This is a genomic window from Pedobacter superstes (assembly GCF_037622515.1).
Classification (GTDB): Bacteria; Bacteroidota; Bacteroidia; order Sphingobacteriales; family Sphingobacteriaceae; genus Paradesertivirga; species Paradesertivirga superstes.
The window spans coordinates 303,740-323,890 of sequence record NZ_JBBJCN010000005.1; the positions used below are offsets into that span (position 1 = coordinate 303,740).

Annotated in this window: 16 protein-coding genes; 6 read left to right on the plus strand and 10 right to left on the minus strand. The window is 39.7% G+C overall.

Annotated features, from left to right (window positions below; genetic code table 11):
* Positions 1 to 8 precede the first annotated feature (8 nt).
* Entirely contained in the window at positions 9 to 1,973 is a 1,965-nt protein-coding gene (locus WG906_RS15330) for an OstA-like protein (protein ID WP_339993683.1), read from the plus strand.
* Here the strand turns inward: WG906_RS15330 and WG906_RS15335 are convergent.
* Both WG906_RS15335 and WG906_RS15340 read right to left on the minus strand, forming a co-directional pair.
* Entirely contained in the window at positions 1,970 to 2,548 is a 579-nt protein-coding gene (locus tag WG906_RS15335; protein WP_339993685.1) for a non-canonical purine NTP diphosphatase, read from the minus strand. The genes WG906_RS15330 and WG906_RS15335 overlap by 4 nt on opposite strands.
* Positions 2,549 to 2,606: 58 nt before the next feature.
* On the minus strand, positions 2,607 to 3,218 hold the full coding sequence (locus WG906_RS15340; RefSeq protein WP_339993687.1) for a hypothetical protein: 612 nt from the start codon (positions 3,216 to 3,218) through the stop codon (positions 2,607 to 2,609).
* Positions 3,219 to 3,435: 217 nt separating this feature from the next.
* Here WG906_RS15340 and WG906_RS15345 point away from each other — a divergent pair, with 217 nt between their 5' ends.
* Both WG906_RS15345 and WG906_RS15350 read left to right on the plus strand, forming a co-directional pair.
* Complete coding sequence (locus tag WG906_RS15345) at positions 3,436 to 4,785, plus strand: peptidylprolyl isomerase (protein ID WP_339993689.1); 1,350 nt, start codon at positions 3,436 to 3,438, stop codon at positions 4,783 to 4,785.
* A gap of 10 nt (positions 4,786 to 4,795) precedes the next feature.
* Entirely contained in the window at positions 4,796 to 5,761 is a 966-nt protein-coding gene (locus tag WG906_RS15350) for an AAA family ATPase (protein ID WP_339993691.1), read from the plus strand.
* A gap of 110 nt (positions 5,762 to 5,871) precedes the next feature.
* Here the strand turns inward: WG906_RS15350 and WG906_RS15355 are convergent, their stop codons facing one another.
* The 6 genes from WG906_RS15355 to mutL all read right to left on the minus strand — a co-directional run bounded on the left by WG906_RS15355 (position 5,872) and on the right by mutL (position 12,923).
* Positions 5,872 to 6,753: a YybH family protein gene (locus tag WG906_RS15355; protein ID WP_339993692.1), complete on the minus strand. Its 882-nt coding sequence runs from the start codon at positions 6,751 to 6,753 to the stop codon at positions 5,872 to 5,874.
* Between the two features lie 63 nt (positions 6,754 to 6,816).
* Positions 6,817 to 8,280: a cysteine--tRNA ligase gene (gene cysS, locus WG906_RS15360; protein WP_339993694.1), complete on the minus strand. Its 1,464-nt coding sequence runs from the start codon at positions 8,278 to 8,280 to the stop codon at positions 6,817 to 6,819.
* Between the two features lie 44 nt (positions 8,281 to 8,324).
* Positions 8,325 to 9,446 (minus strand): endonuclease/exonuclease/phosphatase family protein, encoded by a 1,122-nt coding sequence (locus WG906_RS15365; protein WP_339993695.1) that lies wholly within the window; start codon positions 9,444 to 9,446, stop codon positions 8,325 to 8,327.
* Positions 9,443 to 10,297, minus strand: coding sequence for a rhomboid family intramembrane serine protease (locus WG906_RS15370; RefSeq protein ID WP_339993696.1), 855 nt, complete (start codon positions 10,295 to 10,297; stop codon positions 9,443 to 9,445). Before WG906_RS15370 ends, WG906_RS15365 begins: the two co-directional genes overlap by 4 nt.
* The gene (locus WG906_RS15375; RefSeq protein ID WP_339993697.1) at positions 10,294 to 11,052 is read right to left on the minus strand and encodes a rhomboid family intramembrane serine protease; all 759 of its coding nucleotides are present in this window, start codon (positions 11,050 to 11,052) and stop codon (positions 10,294 to 10,296) included. The genes WG906_RS15370 and WG906_RS15375 overlap by 4 nt, the downstream gene beginning before the upstream one ends.
* A gap of 20 nt (positions 11,053 to 11,072) precedes the next feature.
* Entirely contained in the window at positions 11,073 to 12,923 is a 1,851-nt protein-coding gene (mutL, locus tag WG906_RS15380) for a DNA mismatch repair endonuclease MutL (RefSeq protein WP_339993698.1), read from the minus strand.
* Positions 12,924 to 13,175: 252 nt separating this feature from the next.
* On the opposite strand from mutL, the gene WG906_RS15385 reads away from it, so the two are divergent.
* A complete protein-coding gene (locus WG906_RS15385) occupies positions 13,176 to 14,999 on the plus strand; it encodes a serine hydrolase domain-containing protein (RefSeq protein ID WP_339993699.1) in 1,824 nt (607 codons plus the stop codon).
* 125 nt (positions 15,000 to 15,124) lie between these two features.
* Positions 15,125 to 16,258 (plus strand): N-acetyl-alpha-D-glucosaminyl L-malate synthase BshA, encoded by a 1,134-nt coding sequence (gene bshA / locus WG906_RS15390; protein ID WP_339993701.1) that lies wholly within the window; start codon positions 15,125 to 15,127, stop codon positions 16,256 to 16,258.
* A gap of 87 nt (positions 16,259 to 16,345) precedes the next feature.
* Here bshA and WG906_RS15395 read toward each other — a convergent pair whose 3' ends face one another.
* A complete protein-coding gene (locus WG906_RS15395) occupies positions 16,346 to 17,467 on the minus strand; it encodes a lactonase family protein (protein WP_339993703.1) in 1,122 nt (373 codons plus the stop codon).
* 161 nt (positions 17,468 to 17,628) lie between these two features.
* Positions 17,629 to 19,086, minus strand: coding sequence for a pseudouridine synthase (locus WG906_RS15400; protein WP_339993705.1), 1,458 nt, complete (start codon positions 19,084 to 19,086; stop codon positions 17,629 to 17,631).
* 207 nt (positions 19,087 to 19,293) lie between these two features.
* On the opposite strand from WG906_RS15400, the gene WG906_RS15405 reads away from it, so the two are divergent.
* Positions 19,294 to 20,142: a lytic transglycosylase domain-containing protein gene (locus WG906_RS15405; RefSeq protein ID WP_339993707.1), complete on the plus strand. Its 849-nt coding sequence runs from the start codon at positions 19,294 to 19,296 to the stop codon at positions 20,140 to 20,142.
* The last annotated feature ends 9 nt before the right edge of the window (positions 20,143 to 20,151 follow it).

Sequence of the window (20,151 nt, forward strand, 5' to 3'; positions counted from 1 at the left end):
TTTGTAAGGTGAGAAAATTACTCTTTCTTTTTATTCTGATACTCTCCGTAAGGGGTATTTACGCCCAGAGCACAGTGCAGCTTGTGCAGTCTCAAACCTTATCCCCGGGCAAGCAGGGGCTGCGGGTTATTAAACCTGTGTTTGCACAGGATGGTACAACTTTATCTGCCGATAGTGCACATTTCAATAATGCAGCCAATGCTTTTGATGCTTTTGGGAATGTTGTCATAACTCAAAGTGACGGAACTGTGGTCTATGCAAATCAGTTAAATTATAACGGAAACACTAAACTGGCTCTTTTAACCGGTAATGTGCGTTTAGTGGATAAAGACGCTACTTTAACAACGAATTATTTAACCTATAATTTGGGTACGAAGATTGGAACATACATAGGCGGCGGCCAGGTTAATAACCCGCCTACGGTTATTACCAGTAAAGCAGGTTATTATTTTGGCACAACCAGCGATGCTTATTTTAAGAATAATGTTGTGGTAAACACTCCGGATGTATTGATTAAAACCGATACTTTAAAGTATAACTCTATCAGTAAGATCGCATACTTTTATGGCCCGACGGATATTCTAAGCAAGAGCGATAAAACTAATTTATATACGGAAAACGGACGTTATGATACTCAGTATGACCAGGCCTGGTTCGGGAGGAAAAACCTGTATACTGATGGTGGGAAGTCTCTTAAGGGTGATAGCTTGTTTTATGATGGCAAGGCAGGTTTCGGTAAAGCTATCAGAAATGTAACCTTTGTGGATAACGAACAGAAAAGTACCCTAAAAGGGAATGTGGGTATTTACCGTAAAGCAGATGAAAGTGCGCTGATAACCGGTAATGCGTATGTTACGATGCTTGCGGAGCAGGATTCTGCGAAAGTAGATACTATCTGGATGGCGGCAGATACCTTATTTACAAAACTTACTCTTTTACGAGATGTCATGCCGCTTGACGGTGAAAAGATAAAATCGGATACTGAAATCGTAGAAGATGCAGATGTTGTTATTGAAGGGCAGCCAAATACTGGTGGTACGCTCATCGTGGAACAGCCGGAAGAAACAACAAAGCCTCTGGCTGCTCCTGCAACAATACAAGATTCAACGGTTGTTAAGCCCGAAAAAAGTCCTCCCCGGCGGCGTTTATTCGGCTTGCTGAAACCTAAGAAAGATGATAAAAAGGAAAAAGACAAGGTGTTAAAAACTCCGGCGCAGCCTGCTGCTGCCGATTCTGCCCTGGCAATTGCTTCGCGCGATAGTGTTGCGGCAAAAGATTCTTTATCCGCTCAGGCAGCCCTCAAGTCTATTCTGGATACTGCCAGAACGCGTATAATTTTAGCATACCACAAGGTCAGGATATTTAAATCAGATCTGCAATCCAAATCAGATTCTGCTTTTTACAGTTACGCCGATTCAACCATTCGCTGTTTTCAAAATCCGATTATCTGGACTCAGGGTTCCCAGTTGTCAGCTGATACTATTTTTCTTCAGTTAAAAGATAGAAAGCTCGATAATATGCAGCTTAAAAAAGACGGGTTCATAGTCAGTACCGAAAAAGACTCCGTGAAATTTAACCAGGTAAAGGGTAAAACGATGACCGGTTTATTTAATAACAGTAAACTTTACAGGATGCTCGTTGATGGAAATGCTGAAAGTATTTATTATACCATGGAGGATAGTGTTTATTCGGGCCTGAATCGCACCTTAAGCAGCAGGATGCGGCTCGATTTTGCCAACAATAAATTAACCGATGTAATACTGGTTCGTAAAGCTGAAGGGGACTATTATCCGATTGAAAAGGTTCCTAAAGAAAAAGAGGTTTTGGAAGGATTTATCTGGAAGCCGAAAGACCGCCCTGCTTCAAAAGAAGAAATAATCCGTTCCTTAAGCAATCAAAATAAACCTGCTGTAAAACCGGCAAAGGCGGTTGCGCCATCAAAAAAGGCGGTTAGCGCCAGTAAAAAAAATTAGCTTGATTGAGATAAAAATTCCACGAGTTTAGCCATTGCTTTTCCGCGATGGCTGACTTTATTTTTCTCGTCGCCAGACATTTCGGAAAAAGTTTCATGGTATCCTTCCGGTTTGAAAATTGGGTCATAACCGAATCCGTCTTTTCCGGATCGAGCAGTTGTGATATGACCCTCTACAGTTCCTTCAAAAAAATATTCTTTCCCTTCTAAAATTAAGGATATCACACATCGGAAACGAGCCTTACGGTTTTCATTTGCACCAAGTTTGTCCAATACCAGTTGCATATTGGCTTCTGTATCCCTCGATCCCGCATAATGCGCCGAATAAACCCCGGGTTCGCCGTTCAGAGCGTCAACTTCAAGTCCCGAGTCATCAGAAAAGCAATCTACATGAAATTGATCGAAGAGATAACTGCTTTTTTGTGAGGCATTTTCTTCAAATGTTGATCCTGTTTCCGGAATGTCGGCGACGCACCCAATATCCTTCAGGCTTTTTAATTCAAAATTGTTGCCCACCATTGCCTGTACTTCGTCGAGCTTATGTTGGTTGTTTGTAGCAAATACAAGAGTTCTCATAGAGATTTTGAAGGATGGAATGAAATGATTGAACGATTGAATGAGTGAATGAATGGGATTAGAGCTTCTTCATCTCATCCCAAAACGCACGCTTCTTCTCAACATTACTAAGCATTTCGGCAATACTGAAAGTTGAGAGAATTTTGGTTCCCTGATAGGAAGTAATCTGGTTAGCCTGAACTCCTTCAATTTTCAACTGAGCAGGATTGATCCCGAAAAGGACTATTGAATTGCAGGCAAAAAACTCTTTTAGAGAGGAAAACGTAGCTGTGGGGTAACTGCTTAAATTTACAAGAGCAACATCCTTAATGTCCTGTTTCTTCCCTTTCAGAATATTTGAAAGTGTTTCTAATTCTTTTGGAACTATCGTTTTATGTGCCGGGTCATTGAAAAGAATAAGAATATATTTATTGTTTTCGCCCAGATATTCATAAAAAGACGGAGATTCCGTCTTAACAATTGCAGGGCCCGGAGTCTCAGTTTTTTCTGCAGGTATAGTAATAATTGCAGGTGTTGGTTCTATCGTATCCGTATTTAATGCCTTTATAACTGTTGTCGCGACTTCTCTGGTTTCAGAAAGTTCTGGTATTACATCAGCATGAATACTGTATAAATCATCAGTCATTAAAAATTGCAGGGCAAATGGATCGGAAATTTTCAGGGTGCTCATCAACTGCAAAATTAAGTGTATTCTGTTAAAAATAGTTAAAACATATAAACGTTACTAAATCAGTTTTAATTTCAGCTACCTTTACACAATACTAATTTGATTATTTGTTGATTAATAGATTATATCTGATATTTTTGCGACAGTCCTTCGCAAAATGAATACTGCAATACGGAATTGTTTTTATGGGTCTGGCAAGACCTTAATTTTTAAATACAGAATGAAGAATTTTTTAAGCATAATATTTTTATTACTCACCTCTTTTAGTACCCTTTTTGCGCAGAAAACCACGATCAATAAAATTGTGGCAATTGTGGGCGATAACATTATCCTTCAGTCTGATATTGACCGAGAATATGCAGATTACATTGCCCGCGGAAATCCTGAAAACCAGGAGTTGAAATGTTATATAGTTCAGCAGATGCTTACCCAGAAATTATTGACCCAGCAGGCAGTGATTGACTCTGTAACGGTAACTGATGATGAAATTACGAATGAAGCAGACAGAAGGATGCGTGCATTAATTCAGCGTGCGGGCGGGCAGGAGAGGCTCGAACAATTTTTAAACCGTTCGGTAATTCAATATAAAGATCAGATCCGCCCTGATATCAGAGAAAGGTTGGTTGCTGATAAAATGGAACACAAAATAACCGAAAACGTGAGTGTAACTCCGCTTGAGGTTAAACGTTTTTTCGAAGCAATTCCTAAAGACAGTCTTGAGTATTATAATGCTGAAGTTGAAGTAGGCGAACTGATAATGTATCCGAAACTCACAAAAAAAGAGAAAGAGGCATTTCATGATAAGGCAGAATCATTACGTCTTCGTGTAAAGGGAGGTGAGGATTTCGCAACACTGGCCAGGTTATATTCTGAAGATCCGGGTTCCGCGCCAGAAGGTGGAGATCTGGGATTTTTTGATCGCACAGTAATGGTAAAAGAATTTACTGCCACAGCTTTCAAATTAAAGCCCGGTGAGGTGTCTAATGTTTTCGAAACAGAGCACGGATTCCATATTTTACAGGTTATTGAGAGAAGGGGTGAACAAGTTCATGCACGACATATACTGATAAAAATTACTCCTACTGCCTCAAGTCTTGACCGGACCAAGTCAACTATTGACACAATTTATCAGAGTGTTGTGAGTAAAAAGATTCCTTTCTCAACAGCTGCTTCTCTTTATTCAGATAATAATGAAACCAAATACAATGGTGGAATGATGCTGAACGCTGAGAATGTTCAGAGCAGAACAACTTATATCCCTACCGATAAATTGGAGCCTTCAGTTTTTTTGACTATTGATACGATGAAGGTTGGAGCATTTTCAAGGCCTGAACTGTTTACCGGGAGAGACGGCAAGCAAGGATATCGCTTCCTGTATCTTAAATCTAAAACAGAACCTCACCAGGCTAGTTTAGATCTGGATTTTCCTAAAATTAAGGAACTCGCCTACGACGATAAAGTAAACCGTACGGTAAGTCAGTGGTTTGAAAAAAGGCGCAGTACAACTTACGTTAAAATCGATCCAGAATATCTTAACTGTTCAAATATGAAATTGTGGGTATCTAAATAATTTATGATATATGATAACATACAAATCGGATATAGAAGCTGTAGATGACCTTTGTGCATCTTATAATAAGATTCGAGAAGAAATTGCTAATGTTATCGTAGGTCAGGACGAGGTTGTGAAATCCGTGCTGATATCCATTTTCAGCAACGGGCATTGTCTGTTAGTGGGGGTTCCGGGGCTGGCCAAAACACTTTTAGTACAAACAGTTTCCCAGGTTCTTGATCTTACCTATAACCGCGTTCAGTTTACTCCCGATTTAATGCCTTCTGATATCGTTGGATCTGAGATTCTTGGAGAGGACAGGTCCTTTAAATTTATCAAAGGCCCGGTGTTTTCAAATATTATCCTTGCTGATGAGATAAACCGTACTCCTCCAAAAACTCAGGCAGCTTTGCTTGAAGCGATGCAGGAAAAGATCGTAACCGTCGGCGGACAAACATATCCGTTACCCCAGCCATTTTTTGTTTTAGCAACACAAAATCCTATAGAGCAGGAGGGAACATATCCTTTGCCAGAAGCGCAATTAGACAGGTTTATGTTTAATGTGTTTCTTTCATATCCCTCATTTAAAGAAGAGCTGCAGGTAGTTAGAAATACTACAGCGAACCGCGATGTAAATCTTCAGAAAATATTAAATGCCGAAGAGATTATTTTCTTTCAGAAGTTGATCCGTAATATCCCGATAGCCGATAATGTATTGGAGTATGCTGTTTCGTTAGCAGCTAAAACCAGGCCAAATACGGCAACTGCTACCGACGAAGTTAACCGTTTTCTGAGCTGGGGTGCAGGTCCGCGGGCGTCTCAGTATCTTGTTCTCGGAGCAAAGTGTCATGCAGCTATTTCTGGTAAATACTCGCCGGATATTGAAGATGTACATGCTGTAGCCGAGCCTATATTGCGACACAGAATAGTGAGGAATTATAAAGCTGAGGCAGAAGGTGTTTCTACGGAAGACATCATTAAACGACTGCTTTAAATTTCGTCCGGGAGCTGATTTTGAATTGCGGGGTTGAACACGAATCCGAGTAAACTCTATCAGGAATTCACATCTTCAAAGGGCTCCTGTTCAACAGAATAAAAGATCTATTATTCAGCTTTAACAGCTGGTATTTCGGTATACGCTTCGAATATTATATTCCAGACATAGCCTTGTTGTACTTCCCATATGCGTACGTAACTATATTTTTTACTCTGGCTCTTTTGACTGATTGTTGCATTTCCATAGGTGAAAGCTAATTCGCCACTGTATGATCTGTCGGCTTTTATTGGTTCACTACTCATATTAAAAGCCTGCTTTTGCCAGAAGCTCATAATGGCTTTTTTCCCACTAATTGGTTCGAATCCGGGAAATAAAAGGCGGCTTTCTTCGGCAATAAATTCTTTCAATGCGATTTGATTATCCGCTTTTAAGATAGTTCCCATTAATTTATCCGAGCTGAACACAACATCTTCGCGTTGTTGTAAGCGGTTTTCGGATCTTTGTTTCAGATAAATTTCATTTCTGGGATTTTGAAATATCAGTGCCGGACTGGATTTTGGCTTCTTATGAGCTACGCCTAAATCAATGGCAAGTTTCCAAACTCCTTTAGGATTCTTTTTCCAGATTGAAAGATAATCGCCATAATGGGTTACTTTACTTGAATCGGATTCCTTAAATGTATAGGGGCCACTTGTAAAACCCCAATCGCCGCTTTTGGAAATTCGGGCATAGGCAGGGCTCCAGCTTAAATAGCCAGAACTGTCGGGCTTACCTTTGAAATATTTTTGAACGGTAACTGGTCCGGGCCTGAAAATGATTGTATTCTCATCAGATACAGACAGAAATGCTTTTTTTATTCCTTTCTCTTTTGCCAATGCAGCAAAATAATTTTCAGCCGAAATAAGCTGACTGACTTTGTCGGTCGATTGAGAGATTGCCGCTCCTGCTAAAAAAACAAGAAAGAAAAATGGTATCAGAGTTTTGCGCATAGGAATTTATTCACACCTTAAAGCGTAAATTTTTGAATTTTGTTGTCCGGTATGTGTTTATGATTAAAGTTTACTCCAGGTACTGCCTTCTTTGCCGTCTTTAAGCTGAATTCCCAATTCCTGTAGTCCTATTCTGATTTTATCTGAAGTTGCATAATCTTTGTTTGTTTTCGCTTCTGAACGAAGTTTAATGATAAAATCCATCAGATGACTTATATCGTCTGTATTAGAAGTTTCTTCCACTAAACCCAGGATATTAAAGATGAAATCATGCACCAGGGACTTTAACGATTCAAGGTCAGTGGCAGAGATAGCTGTTTTTCCGTCATGAACGCTATTTATTATTCGCACGGCTTCAAAAAGTTCGGCAATAACAGCCGGACTGTTAAAGTCATCATTCATGGCAGCATAGCATCGTTCCTTCAGCGAATCTATATCCACCTCGGATGCCTTCTCAGATGCCTTAAGCTTATCCAGAAGAGCGCAGGCGCTCATAAGACGTTTAAAGCCTTTCTCTGAAGCTTCCAATGCCTCATTGGAGAAGTCGAGCGTACTGCGATAGTGCGCCTGCAGCATAAAGAACCGAACAGCCGTGGGCGAATATCCGCGTGTAAGCAATTTATGATTTCCGGTAAAGAGCTCATGTGGTAAAAATCCGTTTCCGGCCGACTTAGACATACGGGTGCCATTTACTGTTAGCATGTTTGTATGCAGCCAGTATTTTGCAGGTGTTTTATTATTGCAGGCTTGAGATTGTGCGATCTCATTGGTGTGATGCGTAGCCGCGAGATCCATTCCTCCGCCATGAATGTCGAAAGTTTCCCCTAAGTATTTACTGCTCATTGCCGAGCATTCTATATGCCATCCGGGAAATCCCCATCCCCATGGCGAGGGCCAGCGCATAATATGTTCTGGTTTGGCTTTAATCCATAAAGCAAAGTCTAAACGCCCGCGTTTTTCATCCTGACCGCCCAGTTCACGGGTATTGGTCAGTAAATCGTCCATGTTGCGGTTAGTTAATATGGTATAGTTATTTTGCTGATTATATTTTTCTACGTCGAAATACACGCTCCCGTTTACTTCGTATGCAAAGCCATTTTCAATGATCTCCTTAACCATCTCAATTTGCTCTGCGATATGTCCTGTAGCTGTGGGTTCTATGCTCGGCGGCAAGGTATTAAACAGACGCATAACCTCGCGGAAACCGATGGTGTAACGCTGCACAATTTCCATGGGCTCAACATGTTCAAGGCGGGCCTTTTTTGAGAATTTATCATCTCCTTCATCCCTGTCTCCTTCAAGGTGGCCGGCGTCAGTGATGTTTCTTACATATCTTACCTTAAAACCAAGGTGCAAGAGGTAGCGGTAAATGAGGTCGAAGGAAACAAAAGTGCGGCAGTTTCCCAGGTGAACATCACTGTAAACAGTCGGGCCGCAAACATACATCCCTACAAAAGGTGCATTAATAGGTTCAAAAATTTCCTTTTTTCTAGTTAATGTGTTATAAACAACCAGCTTGTTATTCATGTGGCAAACTTAAAGAATAGAGTTGAGATTGAAGCTAATTTCGGCTAAGGTTTTAATTCCAGATCGCATCGTACAGGATAATGATCAGATAGCTTTTTGTCGATAATGATATAATTATGAATTTCAAAATCCTGACTTGTAAGAATATAGTCGATTTGAAAGTTGGGAAAATCGCCATTATAAGTTATACCAAAGCCACTCCCTTTTTCGCGAAAACTGTTCTTCATTCCTTTTGCAAGGGTATTAACAGCGTAAGATATGGGAGTATCGTTGAAATCTCCCGCAATTATGTAAGGCATGTCTGACTTTTCGGCATGCTCCTTAAGGATTTTTACCTGCTCACTCCGTTTTATAAACGCATTTTTTATTCTGCGGCTTAAACGTTTTGTAGAGTTTACATCCGTATTTATCTCCTTCACGCTTTTTAAATATTCATAATCCTCAGGCTGAAAGCTAATGGATTGTAAATGGGTACTGTAAATACGTACGTTTTTGTTTTTGATTTTGAAGTCGGCGAATAATACGTCGTTGCCTTGCGCTAAAGTAGGGAAGCTAAGTTTTCCCCTGTTAATAATGGGTATTTTTGAAAATATAGCGTAGCCATTCATCTCATAGTCGTTTCCGGCGAGCTCTACTATATAGTAATGTTGTGAGTTTAACAGCTCGGTAATAGCTTTCTTAAAGTTAAATTCACCCTTTCTTCTGGTGAAAAATTCCTGAATACATAAAATGTCGGGTTGCTCTTTGCGGATAATATCCATCATCTGATCTCTTACCGACGTCTCATTACTGCTTTCAAATCTCTTGAAATAATGAACATTCCAGCTCATTATTCTGGTAATGGCCTTGGATGATTTAGGAACCTGAATTGCATTTTGTTCTCTGAAGCCAATAGTGCTTACCAAAAACTTCCATCCAAGAAGGATCGTTATTATTGGGACTAAAGCAAAAAGGGGCTTTTTAAATAACCAGAATACCGCAAAAAAGATATTAAATAAGAGAAGGGCCGGATAGGCCAGGCCTATGAAAGCAATCGGCCAAAAAGTAGTAGGTGATATAAATGAAGCCAGGTAACTTAATACAAGCATTAGAGATGCGAGAATATTTAAGACAAAAAGGGTTCTTTGTAACCAACCCGGCTTTTTTTTTGTACTTCTTACTCTCATTCTTTATTACTGGCTTTGAACAGTTGTTCTTTTTCCTGCTTGGTTAAACTGTCGTAACCGGATTGCGAAATTTTATCCAGGATCTCATCGATTAACTCCTGTTCTGGCACCCTGCTGGTGTTTACTGATGATGTATGACTGGGTTTTACTATTTTTAATTTCCTTCTTCTCTGAAAAATTTTGCTCCAATCGTTTCCGGCCTGCAATTGTTTTATAAAAACAAATCCTAATAGCGCACCTCCAAGATGGGCAATGCTGCCACCGGCATTCAATCCGGACATGCCAATGATATCGATTAATACATAGGCCAGTGCAAGATATTTTAATCTTACGTCACCAAAAAGGAGCAGTCGCAGAGAATAGTCGGGCAGTAACGTCGCCGTAGCGACTACAATAGCCATTACACTTCCTGACGCACCAAGTAAAATTGAATTGTATTTGTCCTGCTCAAAAGCGGGGAAAATAGTGTAGAACGCGATGAATAGTAAAGCCCCAAATATCCCACCCGCCAGGTAAGTAAACGTAAACTGCTTCTTATTCAGAAAATCTTCAAAGATTTTTCCAAACCAGTATAATACCAGCATGTTAAATATAAAATGAAACAGTTGTACATGCGTAAACATGTAGGTTACCACAGTCCATGGCTTGTACAGGAGTTTACCATAATACGCAGGAACTGAAAGCTGAAGTGAAAGCCATTCAGTAATCGAATAGCTCTTAGTAAATAACCATTCCAATCTTAGAAGACCCAGAACTAAAAACACAAGAACATTTATGCCGATAAATAAAAATAACCGGCTGCCAGAATAGAACATTTTGTTCCAAAGTTCTTTAAAAATAGACTGCTTCATATGAAACCTCCCGGCCTGCGTATACCCCAATACTTTATTAATAAGAAACCAAACAAAGCACCTCCGAGATGTGCAAAATGAGCAACAGAGTCGCCAGAAAATTGTTTAACACCAAGGAACAGCTCTAATAATATATAACATGGAATTAAGTATTTTGCTTTAACTGGAACGGGTATAAAAAGTAAAATTAATTCGGCGTTGGGAAATAACATTCCAAAAGCTATTAATACCCCAAATATCGCCCCGGATGCACCGAGCATCGGTGAGGTATAAAGTCCCATTAATTTCTGACCATCCTCCTGGCTTAATCCCTGAATATTCAGGGAAACCATATTAGTTGCGTAATCTACTGTTACCGCATTTGGATTGATAATGGAACCTGTAATTCCATAAACCTCTATCGCCTGAACAATCATTTGAAGAACAAGGGCTCCCAAACCGGTTATTAAGTAAAAGTTAAGAAATCGTTTCGACCCAAAAGTGTATTCGAGCACAGGTCCAAAACTGAAAAGTGCAAACATATTGAACAAGATATGCATTAATGACGTGGGACTGTGCATAAACATATACGTGATGACCTGCCAAACCCGGAAAGTTGGTGAATCAAAATAATAAACCGCCAGATATCTTACCAGCGGATAGCTGCCATTTCCTGAAAATAATTGCATGGCGATAAAAAAGATCACATTTATAATCAGCAAATTTTTTACTACCGGTGGAATATTAGACAAAGGCGATGATCTGTAGCTATTCATTCTTTTTCTTAAGTGGCAAATTATTTTTCGAACTTCTGAATCAATTCTTCAAGTGTAAATGTAATAATAACTGGTTTCCCGTAAAGTGAAATGTTTGGAGACTGGCAGGCGAAGAGCTGATCGATCAGATTATTCATTTCTGCCTGCGATAAATTTACGCCAGATTTGATTGCGGCGTTTTTGGCGAGCGTTCGTGCCAGGTTGTCCCGTTTATTCAGCTTTAATAGCGAAAAGTTATTTTTGAATCCTTCTAGCAGATGTTCAAGCATTTCCACTTCACTTATATTTGAACCAATATCTGCTGGAATTCCTTCAACAATAAATGTGTTTTTGCCGAATTCGCGTACCTGAAAGCCTAATGACTGTATATCGGGTAACAACTCTTTTACCAGTTCGAAATCTACTGCTCCAAGAGAAACTGTTTGAGGGAACAGGCTTTGCTGGCTCGCCCCCTGGTGGGTCTCTAATTGCTGTAAAAAACGTTCGTAGAGTATTCTTTCATGTGCAGCCTGCTGATCTACCAGCATAAAACCCGACTTTATCTGTGAAATTATATAGCGGTTATGAAGCTGGAAGAGCTGTTTTTCTCCGTGTTTTAAAATTGCTTTATCTTTATTCTCAGGCTCAAGCTCGAATTGTTGTTGTTCTGAAACGGGTGTCTTTACGATATCATACAAGGATCCCCAGTTTTTACTGACGTCTTGCCTGTCGCCGCCCATGCTTCTCATATAGGGAATCTCCCGTTCCTGCTTTTTTTCTGCCTGAAAGGGATTAAAGTCTGGATTAAAGCTGATTGCAGGGGGAACAATATCGGCATGAGCCTTTTCGGTGATCATATTATTGAAGCCCGTTTCCTGATTAAAATCCAGTGTTGGAGTGATGTTGTATTGCCCAAGTGATCGTTTGACAGCAGAGCGTATGATTGCATAAATAGACTTTTCATCCTGATATTTTATTTCAGTTTTAGTAGGATGAACATTAATGTCAATTTTGGCCGGATCTATATCTATAAATAATACATATAAAGGATAGCTGTCATCAGGCAACAATTCTTCATATGCTTTTGAAACCGCATGATTGAGATAAGGATCTTTAATAAATCGTTTATTAACGAAAAAGTATTGTTCGCCCCGGGTTTTTTTTGCGAACTCGGGTTTGCCTATAAAACCTTTAAGTCCGATAATACTGGTATTTTCTTCTACCGGAACCAGTTTTTGGTTATAAGAGCTTCCGAAAATATGCACAATCCTTTGCTTTAATGAAGCCTGGGGAAGATGAAAAATTTCATTTGCATCATGATGAAAGGTAAAGAAAATTTCGGGATGAGAGAAAGCAACCCGCTGAAACTCATCGATAATGTGACGTAATTCAACAGGATTTCCTTTTAAAAAATTTCTTCTCGCAGGGATGTTGTAAAACAAATTCTTTATACAGATGCTGGTTCCTGCAGGACAGGAAACAGGCTCTTGTTTAATTACTTCTGAGCCTTCAATACAAATAGAGGTTCCTAATTCATCTTCATGCTTCCGGGTTTTAAGCTCTACCTGCGCAATCGCGGCTATAGAGGCCATTGCTTCCCCTCTGAAGCCCATTGTCCGGATTGAAAACAGATCTTCAGCACGACGGATCTTTGATGTGGCATGGCGTTCAAAACACATTCTGGCATCGGTAACGCTCATGCCGCATCCATCATCAATTACCTGAATAAGAGATTTTCCCGCATCTTTAATGATCAACTGAATTTTTCCGGCACCCGAGTCAATAGCATTTTCAATAAGTTCTTTTACTGCTGATGCCGGCCGTTGAACTACTTCGCCCGCAGCAATTTGATTGGCAACTGAATCAGGTAAAAGTTGAATAATATCAGACATAATTTATGCGACAAATTTAATCAAATAAGCCGCCACTTTTAGCTCTAAAACTAGTATTGATGATTTTAGCATTTAAAAGATGTGCATCGTATCAGATAAATAGGATTGTCGCAGGATATTCCACAGCTGAGGTTTTATAAAACCTTCATTTATTTTTTATGTTTAAATAAAATCAATGTCTTTTAATGTAATTCTGCCTTTAATTTTCGTTTATTAGGGTATATTCAGCTGAGACTATTGAAATTTTACACAATGAAGATAAAGAAAATTGAAAGCTGGGTGTCTATTGCGCTACCAGTGGTGTTTCTTATTGTAATGATTTCCATGTCTGCCGATATTGACGAGCCGGTTAATATGAAATGGTGGGAGCATTCAAGGTCTCTTGAATCTTCAACAATTTTGCTTAATAATGAGCAGAACCTTGTGCCTTTACATGACCTAGAAAACATGAAGATCGCCAGTGTTTCGCTGGGTTCATCCTATCCCAGGGTATTTTCAAGTATTCTGAAAAAGTATTCAAGCGTAACATCTTTCACTATTAATTCAAGCCAGCCAGCTATTGATACTTTGAGTGCGAATTTAAAGTTTTTTAATACTGTTATCCTGGAAGTAACCGACGTTTCCCTTAACGAGGCTCCCGTTAAGCAATTTATTAATCAGATTCAGAAAGTGAAACAGCTTGTTATCGTTGCTTATGGAAATCCTCAGAGTCTTCGGTTTTTAGAAAAAGTTGATTGTCCGGTTTTATGGATGCCTGAAAGTAGTCGTGAAGCTGCCATTTATGGAGCGCAGGCAATCTTTGGTGGTATCGCGATTACAGCACGGCTGCCTCGGAATATCTCGTCCGACATAAAAGAGACAGGGTCTAGCACTACAGCTACACGATTGAAATATACGGTGCCCGAAGAAGCCGGCATTAGTAGTAAGGATCTTGAACAGCCGATTGACAATATAGTAGCAGAAGCTATTGATCAGAGAGCTACACCAGGTGCGGTAGTGATGGTTGTGAAAGACGGAAAAGTTATTTTTAATAAAGCTTACGGTAATCATACTTACCAGAAAGGCATTCCTGTTAGAACGGATGATATTTTTGACCTGGCCTCTGTTACTAAGATTGGCGCTACAACAATTGCTGCAATGCGTTTATATGAGGAAGGGAAATTAAAGCTCGACACCAGTATCGGGTCATATATACCTCTTGCAAGAAATACGGATAAAAATACCATTACTGTGAAAGAGTTACTTCTTCATCAGGCCGGGTTAATACCTTACATTCCTTTTTTTGAGCATTTAAAGCCGGTTGATTACAGCAGAGACTCTTCTTCTTTTTATCCGGTAAAGGTTGCCGATCATTATTTTTTGCGTGCCAATTACTTCAGGGAGGTGATGTGGCCTCAAATGCTTAACTCTCCTTTAGAGTCGCGTGGAAAGTATGTTTATAGCGATGTGAGTATGTATTTGCTTAAGGATATAATTGAACATCAAACGGCGGAGTCTCTGGATAGCTATGCTGCCTCACAGTTCTATGGACCTCTTGGAATGCATACTGCGGGTTTTAATCCCCGGAATCGTTTTGATATTCAGCGTATTGTTCCGACTGAACAGGATGATAAATTCAGAAAAACGTTGGTTCATGGCTATGTTCACGATCAGGGAGCCTCTATGGCTGGTGGCGTTTCCGGGCATGCCGGCTTGTTTTCAACAGCCAATGATATGGCTATACTCTTTCAGATGCTTTTAAATGGCGGAACCTATGGAGGCAAGCGATATTTTAAGCCTGAGACTATTGACTTATTTACATCAAAGAATTCGAATGTCAGTCGCCGGGGTTTGGGTTTTGACCGCTGGGATCCGGATAGAACAAACAGATATCCTTCTGATCTGGCTTCGGATAAAAGTTATGGACATACCGGATACACCGGCACCTGTGTATGGGTCGATCCGGAGTATAACCTGATCTATATTTTTCTTTCAAACAGGGTTTATCCAACGGTAACCAATAAGCTCTCCAGCTTAAGAATCAGGCCCCGAATACAGGATGCAATTTACCAGGCGATTAAGAAATCTAAGAATTAAGATAGCTGTTAAAGATTCTATTTACAGAAAACCAATGCTTATAGACCCTGCTGAAAATAATACTATTACATAAGAATTGACGGAGAGTAAACAATCTCCTTATATATTTATCTTTATTTTGCGCTATGAAAATTGGAATTGTATGCTATCCCACGTTTGGTGGTAGCGGAGTAGTAGCTACAGAGCTTGGGAAAGCTTTAGCAAATAATGGGCATCAGGTTCATTTTATTACTTATAGCCAGCCAGCCAGGCTCGATTTTTTTTCAGAAAATTTATACTATCACGAAGTTTCTGTATCCCAATATCCATTATTTGATTATCCTCCGTATGAATTAGTTCTAGCCAGCAAGCTGGTAGATGTAGTTCGCTTTGAACAGTTAGATCTGTTACATGTTCATTACGCTATACCTCATGCTTCTGCTGCATATATGGCAAAACAGATCCTGGCTACGTATGGTATCCATATCCCGGTTGTAACTACCTTGCATGGTACAGATATTACATTAGTTGGAAGGGATGTTACGTTTAAACCTGTAGTTACTTTCTCGATAAATCAGTCGGATGGTGTTACATCGGTGTCAGAGGACTTGCGAAAATCGACTTACGAGCATTTCGATATACAAAAAGATATACGTGTAATACCAAACTTTATAGATCTGAGCAGATTTAGTCTTAAGCCTAAAGATCATTTTAAAAAGGCGATAGCTCCGAATGGTGAACATATTCTTGTTCATACGTCGAACTTCAGAAAAGTTAAAAGAGCGACGGATGTAATAAGGATATTCAAAAAGGTTAATGAAGTTATTCCATCTAAATTGTTGATGGTCGGTGATGGTGAAGACAGAGTTAACTGTGAAACACTCTGCCGGGAATTAAAAATATGGGAAAATGTTCGCTTTTTAGGTAAGCAGGATGCAGTGGAAGAAATTCTTTCTGTGGCAGATCTGTTTATAATGCCCTCTCATTCTGAGAGCTTTGGGCTGGCGGCTTTAGAGGCCATGGCATGCAAGGTTCCCGTAATTTCATCAAATACAGGAGGTCTTCCGGAATTGAACCTTCATGGTGTGACAGGTTTTCTAAGTAATGTAGGAGACGTTGATCAAATGGCGAAAGATGCGATCTTTATACTAGAGGATGCTGATCGCCTGGCTGAGTTTAAAGAGAATGCATTAAAACGGGCTAAGGTATTCGATTTGAGTAATATCTTGCCGGTTTATGAACAGTTTTATAAGGAAGTGCTGGATGCAGCTTTGGTATAAGATTTAATCAGTTGAAAATTTCTGATGTCTCCATTGCATGAGCCATGAAGACAATTATAAAGCCGCCGCTTTGTGTTTCGCTTTGCCTTAATTGTCAGTCGCGAACTTTAAACATACCGGCGCTCCGATTTCAAGCTTTTCCCCCGTGTCGCTTAATAATCCAGTATTCTTATCACGTTTAAAGACAATAATATTATCACTACTCTGGTTTGCCACAAGCAAAAAATTGCCGGAAGGGTCTATGACGAAATTCCTGGGCGCTCTTCCCAGCGTTGATTGTCTTCCTACTGAGTTTAACCTGCCATCTTTCTGGATGGAAAAGATGGCGATATCATTGGCATCATCCCGATTTGAGGAGTATAAGAATTTTCCGTCGGGAGAAATATGAATATCAGCGGCCCATCTTCGGCCGGTATATCCTTCAGGTAAGCCTGAAATATTTTGGAGAAATGATAAATGTCCTTTTTTATATTTGTAGGCAACAACATCACAGCTTAATTCCTGAACTGCATAAGCAAATTTTTTATTTGGATGAAATTCGAAATGTCTTGGTCCGCTGCCTGCCGGTAATTTTATTAATTGATTGCTGCTTAAGGGAGAGGTTGCTTTTGAAATATATTTATACCCTAAAATTTCATCATTTCCTAAGTCACTTACATAAAGATATTTTTCATCGGGTGTCAGAACCGCTGCATGTGCGTGTGGTTTTTCCTGCTGCCCTTTTCCAAGTCCATTAGACTTAAAGGTAATTGTTTGAACGGCATCCGCTAAGCTTCCGTCTTTATTCACGGGAAGAACGCTAAAGCTACCTCCGGAATAATTAGCTACAAAAAGATGTTTTCTTTCTTTATCTAGTGAAACATAGCAAGGCCCATCACCATTTGACGGTTTTTGATTTAAGAGAGTTAAGCCTCCATTTTTGGCGTCAAATGCAAATGCGGAGACCGCACCTTTGCCGGGCCCCGCTTCATTAACGGCGTATACAAAGTTTTCATCTTTACTTAAAGCAAGGTAAGAGGGGTTTGATAATCCTGTTGCTTTGTTTTTATAAATCGATTTCCCGGTAGCTGTATCGAATTCATATACATAGATACCTTCACTTTTTCCAGCTTTTGTGTAGGTGCCAATAAGAAGGTTAAGCTTTTGAGCTTCTGCTTTCATAACAGACAATATCATCAGGAAACAGCAAATCAATACCGTGGGTTTCATTTTTTCAGGTTTAAATCGCAAGATAAGAATTCTCCGAAAACTCTTCATAAAGTTATTTTTCGGTCTTTGCGTGAAATTACTTTGCGGTTCTTTGCGCGAAAATGGTCAGTCTGTAAAAATTCCTGTAAAGTAAAAGGCTCCGTTTTCACGAAGCCTTTTTTCTATTTTATAAGATGCTTTAGTTGAATAATTTCTTTTTCTTCCAGGTATCTCCAGCGGCCTCGGGGAAGGTCCTTTTTAGTTAAGCTGCCATAAACAACCCTGTCTAATTTTACTACTTCATATCCCAGATGCTCAAAAATCCGGCGAACAATTCGGTTTTTGCCGGTATGTATTTGTATGCCAATTTCTTTTTTGCTGGCTCCGGCAACATAACTTAAAGCATCAGGTTTAATTAAACCGTCTTCAAGCTCTAAACCATATTCAATTTTATTGAAATCTCCCTGACTAAGGCTTTTGTTTAATTCAACCTGGTATATTTTGATAATGTTATTCCTCGGATGAGAAAGCTTTTCGGCCAAATCTCCATCATTGGTCATTAAAAGCAGACCAGTAGTGTTTCTGTCAAGGCGGCCAACCGGATAAATTCGCTCTTTAGAAGCTTTGTCAACCAGTTGCATCACTGTTCTGCGCTCCTGAGGATCGTCTGTCGTGGTAATATAATCTTTCGGCTTATTCAAAAGAACGTAAGTCATTTTCTCACGCTTCAATGTTTCTCCGTTATATCGGATTAAATCCTTAGATGGATTAACCTTATAGCCTAATTCAGAAACAACTTCACCGTTCACAGAAATTACACCAGCTTCTATAAGCTCATCTGCTTTTCTTCTGGAGCAAATGCCGGCATTTGCGATATAGCGGTTTAGTCTGATCAGGTCAGAGTCTCCCTGTGCTGCTTTCTTTCGCCCGCGGCTAGCAGGTTGATCTATCTTTTCTTCTGAAGTCCATTTGCGGGTTTCATTCTTGCTCTTAAAAGGCTTTCTTTCGTAAGGGAGTCCTCCGGGTTTCAACGAAGGCTTGTCTCCGTCTCTTTTAAATGGTTTCTTTTCAAAAGAACGTTCGCCTTCCGGCTTACTGAATTTTCTATCTTCTCCGGCTTTGAATGGTTTTCTTTCAAACGACCTGGCTTCTCTGGGTTTATCGAAAGTTTTTTCTTCCCCTGATCCGGGTTTTTTCCCAAATGACCTTTCTCCTAACGGTTTCTTGTCAAAAGATCTTGCTTCCCTGGGTTTGTCAAAGCTTTTGGCCTCTCCGGTTCGTGGCCTTTTGTCGAATGAGCGTTCACCGTAAGGTTTTTTATCAGCTCCGCTTTTATCAGAACTGAAGGGCTTTTTTTCAAAAGATCTGTCAGCTTTTCCGAAAGGTTTTTCTTTAGACCCGGAGAAAGACCTCTTTCCTGATGGCCGGTCATCAGATGAACGGGAATATTTTTTTTCTGCAGAATCGGAGCTGTCTGGCTTGTCTGAATGGCTTTTGTATGGTCTTTTCGATTCACCTTCAAACTTTTTCTTTCTATCGTTGTTTGAATTTTCCGGACGTTCGTTGTTTGAACTTCCCTGGAAACGATTGTTATTGAGGGATTTGTCTTCGCGACTGTTCCTGTTTTTTTTATCTGGCATGATACACTGCTAACCTTTCTAAAATGGGGTGCAAAGTTAAGAAAATAAACGCCGCTTATAGCAATGTGTTTTGACAATGTGCAAAAAAAAGTGCTTTTTGAGGGGCGGTAAGTGCTTGAAACTTAGGGGTAAAACGTAACTATTTGGTAATTAAGTATATAATGAGTACCTTTGAAATCTTTTTAGTTAAATAATAGTAAGGAACACATGATTAAAAAACATTTAATAGCATGTTCCGGACTGCTTGTAATAATGCTCTCGGCAAAATTACTTTTTTATAGTACTCCGGTCACCCGTTTAAATTCGTTTTCGCAAAACGTCATTCTTCCTTTTCAGTTTCAGAAAGAAGAAAAAACAAAATCCTCTCCAAAGTCAAAAATCCCGTCACTTAAATTTTCAAATGAAAGCTTGCCGAAAGGAAAGGTATTTGCTCAGAAAATTAAAAGGTATTTGATAGCGCATAGTTATAAAAGAATTCAAACCACAAAGCTGCATCGTAAGGCTGATCAATGGTTTCCTGTAATCGTGCCGATCCTGAAATCTTATGGTATTCCAGAGGATTTTAAATACATGCCTTTAGTAGAAAGCGGTCTGGCCTCAGGAACCTCACCTAAGGGAGCATCGGGTTACTGGCAATTTATGCCGGGTACCGCGCGTAATTATGGCTTACGTGTTAATAGCGAAATTGATGAGCGACAAAATATTCGGAAATCAACGATCGCTGCTTGTAAATATCTTAGAGAGCTCCATGGCATCTTTCACAGCTGGACTCTGGCCGCTGCGGCTTATAATATAGGAGAAGTGAATCTGTTGCGTCAAATGGCCAGACAAGGACAGCGAAATTATTACAAGATGAAGTTAAATGGTGAAACTGCATCTTATGTATATAAGCTTATCGCGATGAAAGAGATTATTGAAAATCCGCTGAAGCATGGTTTTGTACGAAGAGGTAAGGAATTGCTGGCTGAACAAGAAGCAGTTGAATCCAAACCCTATGTCATCGATCCTAAAGTTGAAGCGAGTGCATTAAAGGCTCTTTCTATACTGCAGAACTAAAAGCCTTTG